Raw genomic sequence first — 4134 nt, 5'->3', positions numbered from 1 at the left:
ACCTTCCCCAAGTTTGATAGCTCCTTCTCTATACGGGGTTTGAGCACCAATGGAACAGAAAACAACGTTAAGAGAGTTAAGTGTTTGTATTAAAATAAAAAAAGCGCCACTGAATACAAATGGCGCTTATATCGATACTCTTTCGTAATCAGTTAATACAATCTGTCGTACTCTGACTGGAATTTTGTGTAAGCACACCTAGCGACATGTCGGACGATTGATTCTACCTCACTACTTGGCTGGTCTGTAAAAGGTCGATTTGTAAGTTCTACCGCAAATTTCCAATAGACTGCACACATATCAAAAGACCAATTTGGTCTACGTTCTCTCAATGCAAAGAAATCCTCATTGTTTTCAATCGCTGGGTCACTATCTAGATAAAGGGGTCTGAAGCCCAATGGAACGAAAACGTACGCTAAGCAAAATCTTCCTGATCTGTCAGCTGTTTAAGCGGTCTTAACTCACCATTTAAAACCTGTTCGGTCAATGTAAATGAGTAATGCCCCAACATATTTACATGCTTATGACTGAGTGGTGATAGCCTTGCAATGTCTTCATCTTTTAGTGTTTCACCTTGCCGTTCTATGTGCTCTAATGCAGCTTGCATATACATGGTGTTCCACAGTACAACGGCATTAGTGACTAAGCCAAGCGAACCCAATTGATCTTCTTGCCCTTCTCGGTAACGTTTGCGGATTTCACCGCGTTGACCGTGACAAATGGCTCTGGCTACGGCATGACGACTTTCGCCTCGGTTTAATTGGGTTAGAATTCTGCGTCGATAGTCTTCGTCATCGCTGTAATTCAGTAAATATAATGTCTTATTGATACGGCCAGCTTCGATAATGGCTTGGGCCAGACTTGATGGACGGTCACTTTTGAGTAATGACCGAATCAGTTCTGATGCCTGCACTTTCCCTAGTTTAAGAGAGCCGGCAATACGCATCATGTCATCCCAGTGAAGCTCAATTTTTTGAGGATTTACGCAGCTCCGAGCTAGCTCATCGAGTACGCCGTAATCCGCTTCTTTATCTACACGCCAAAATACCGATTCACCCGCATCGGCTAATCGTGGCGAAAATTGATACCCCAACAACCAGAATAAACCAAATACCATGTCACTGGCTCCGGCGGTATCCGTCATGATCTCAGTGGGGTTTAATCCGGTTTGCTGTTCCAGTAATCCTTCCAATACGAATATGGAGTCTCGTAGTGTTCCTGGTATAACGATTCCGTGAAATCCAGAAAATTGATCGGAGATGAAGTTATACCATGTGATACCACGGCTGGAACCAAAGTATTTTCGGTTTGCTCCTGAATTGACGGTTCTTACTGGTGTGATAAATCGCATCCCGTCAGCAGAGGCAACTTCTCCTCCGCCCCAATGCTTAGCTAGCGCAAGAGTAGACTGAAAATCGACAAGTTTCGCATTGGCTTTTACTAACGTTTCAGCACGTAAATAATTTTGTTTAACCCAACTGAGTCGGTGTCTGGTCAAGGCGGGGATATGAGATTTTATCAGTGGCTCTAAGCCGATATTGCAAGCTTCGGACAGTAACACGGCGCAGATACTTACCGTTAAATCATTAGCACGAGCATTGGATTCGCTAATATGGGTAAACTCATCGGCAAAGCCAGTATGAGCATTGATTTCAAGTAGCAGTTCTGTGAGGTCTATGGCAGGAAGTAGCGCCTCCACTTGTTTGGATAAGCCTTGTAAACTCGGAGGGTTATCCAGTCTATCAATATTTGTGATGGTCAGAGCCGGTCGTTTCCCCGAGATATCAATATCCACCGAACCATTATCGTCAAAATTTGCGGCAACCTGATGATAGGTTGTATCCAGTTGCCTGACTAACGCATCGATGGCTTCTTTCGCGTTTAGCGGATGTCCCAGTGATCGACAGACCTGAATTCGGTTGGACTGCCACTCTTTCCCCTGCAAAAGTTTGGCTCTCGGATCGCCCCAGCGATCGCTGTTTTCGACATAGATATCTCGTCGGCGCAAGCTATCCTGTAATTTATCCAAAAAACACAGTGTGTAGCCTCGTTTAGTCACCCGACCATCTTTATCTAATACCAATCGCTTCCATGAATTAGATACGATATCCATTGGCGCATCATCAAGAATTTGTTTTTTTGAGTCGAGTAGTTGCGCTAAGTACTGGTGAACTTCAAGCGTTTTGTCTCCCGCAGGAGCGGCGGAAAATTCGATATCACGGAGCAGTTTTGGTAGAAAACGCCGAACTCGCCCGTACTGTTCAACCATCTCTTCATGAAAATTGTCATCATAAGGTCGGGCTAACTCGTGTACGGTAGAAATAGATTGCGCTAGCTTTTCCCGTGAAAATTTAGCAAAGACTGACGGACGTAGCGACTCATCATCTAAGTTGTCGTCTAGCAGCAGAGCACAAACTTTGGCTAAAGCTAGTGCAGATTTATCTAAATCTTTCAGTGTACGAAGACGCTTTTTCTGTCCTAATTTCTTCGCTTCGCCAGCGATGTTGGTAATCAAAAGATCCAGTACATCCAATGCTTCATCTAATGCAATAATTTCATAGGCTTTCACAAAAGCCACGAGTATCGCAGTACGTTTAGTCTCCGGCATACGGCCTATTTTGTATGCTGAGATCATTCCAGCATGGCGGGCAATATGCTTAAACCGGACGGGAGGAATACCAGTAAAATCCAGGTCAGTTATCCCATAGGTTTGAAGTGCTTTGTAACGTTCAATGGCCTCATTAAATGCAGGGCCACTGACATTGACCGGCCCCTTACGAAAACGGTCGAAGTGTGATGTTCTGGCTGTTTCAGGAATTTGTAGTAAGGAGTCCAATCTAGCTTGCTGCTCCGAATTTGGGAGGCTGGATAGTTGCTGCCACAATCGGTTTTCTGCTCGGTCTCTGATTTGTGAAATCAAGCGCGTTAACGTTGACGCACCTGGCAAAAGGATTTTGTGTTGGACCAGCCATCCGGTAGCTAAATCAAACAGTAAACTCGGGCGTTCATTACTGATCCAACTCCGGCTATAGAGGAGGCGGGATAACCGGAATGACCACGGCCAAACAAACTCACGATAACCATATTGATTGCGGATAAGAGCGGTATGCTCGCGGCGTGTGGTTTCGCGCTGAGAATAATCAGACAAAATACCAATATTGGTTATATTCAGTTGCCTTGCGACAAACCATTGGGTATTCGTTGGGACTTGACTTAAATCGATTAAGAAAGTACCAAGAAAGCGAACACAACCTAATTGCAGAGCGACTCCAAATCGATTGTGTTCACCACGTCTTTGTGTAATAAAAGCTAAATCAGCCTCGTCCAAATGGAAATACCGCGCCAATTGAACATCATTCGGCTCCCCATTAAGTTGCCCGTAACTATTTTTTTGTTCAGTGGTTAAAAAATCTACGGGCATAGCCAGAACCTCTTATTGGTTACACAAACTCAAATCAGTGACGTATTGTTTTCCCATTTCCGGCATGTAGCCATGAAGAACTTTAATAAATATCTGGATGGAAATGCCGCAATGGTTCCATTTGCTGATGAAGAATACGGATTATGTAAACACTATGAGGTTGTGAGCGATAAAAAATAGCATGTTTATGGTGATCGTGGCGGCGAAGCCCTTCGGCAATTTCAGGGCACTCGTAACCCATCAAAGGTTGTTCTGCAAGCGTTAGCAAAACGTCATGCATACTTTCTGTATAAGCATCCGCTTGCTCTATGCCAAAGTTCAATAGGGTGTATTCAAAGATATGCTCAAAGTCTTCTGCGGCGAGGTTGGAAAGTTTATACATTGTGTCTCTGCTTTACTTTAGTCGCAATGTCATGAAGTGATAATGAGCATTGACCACTCTGCTCTCCGGCTTCAATCGCCATTTTTAGAGCCGTGGTTTGTTTCTCTTGCCTTTCGAGTAGCCGCAATGCAGAACGAACCACTTCGCTTGTTGAGCCATAGCGACCAGTCGCTATGAGTTGGCCGACAAACTCATCTAGCTGAGACCCAATCGTAACACTAGTTGTGCGTGACATATTTCCACCTACTTGTGTGAATAATTAACACGCCAATAATAGGTTAACTAAAATTCAAAATCAAATCATGATCTTCGTATGACAATAAAGTATACC

The 4134-nt window shown here is 44.0% G+C and carries 3 protein-coding genes; all 3 read right to left on the bottom strand.

Annotated elements, in window-relative coordinates; translation table 11 throughout:
- Positions 1-415: 415 nt before the first annotated feature.
- The 3 genes from HW45_RS04015 to HW45_RS04005 all read right to left on the bottom strand — a co-directional run bounded on the left by HW45_RS04015 (position 416) and on the right by HW45_RS04005 (position 4038).
- The gene (locus HW45_RS04015; RefSeq protein WP_038225006.1) at positions 416-3421 is read right to left on the bottom strand and encodes a Tn3 family transposase; all 3006 of its coding nucleotides are present in this window, start codon (positions 3419-3421) and stop codon (positions 416-418) included.
- 82 nt (positions 3422-3503) lie between these two features.
- Entirely contained in the window at positions 3504-3803 is a 300-nt protein-coding gene (locus HW45_RS04010) for a type II toxin-antitoxin system RelE/ParE family toxin (RefSeq protein WP_017818860.1), read from the bottom strand.
- Positions 3796-4038, bottom strand: a complete 243-nt coding sequence (locus HW45_RS04005; protein ID WP_016151373.1) for a type II toxin-antitoxin system ParD family antitoxin — start codon at positions 4036-4038, stop codon at positions 3796-3798. Before HW45_RS04005 ends, HW45_RS04010 begins: the two co-directional genes overlap by 8 nt.
- Between the last annotated feature and the right edge of the window lie 96 nt (positions 4039-4134).

The sequence above is a fragment of the Vibrio sp. ER1A genome (genome assembly GCF_000733315.1).
In the GTDB taxonomy this organism is placed as follows: domain Bacteria; phylum Pseudomonadota; class Gammaproteobacteria; order Enterobacterales; family Vibrionaceae; genus Vibrio; species Vibrio mediterranei.
This window is presented reverse-complemented; position numbering and strand designations above follow the sequence as displayed.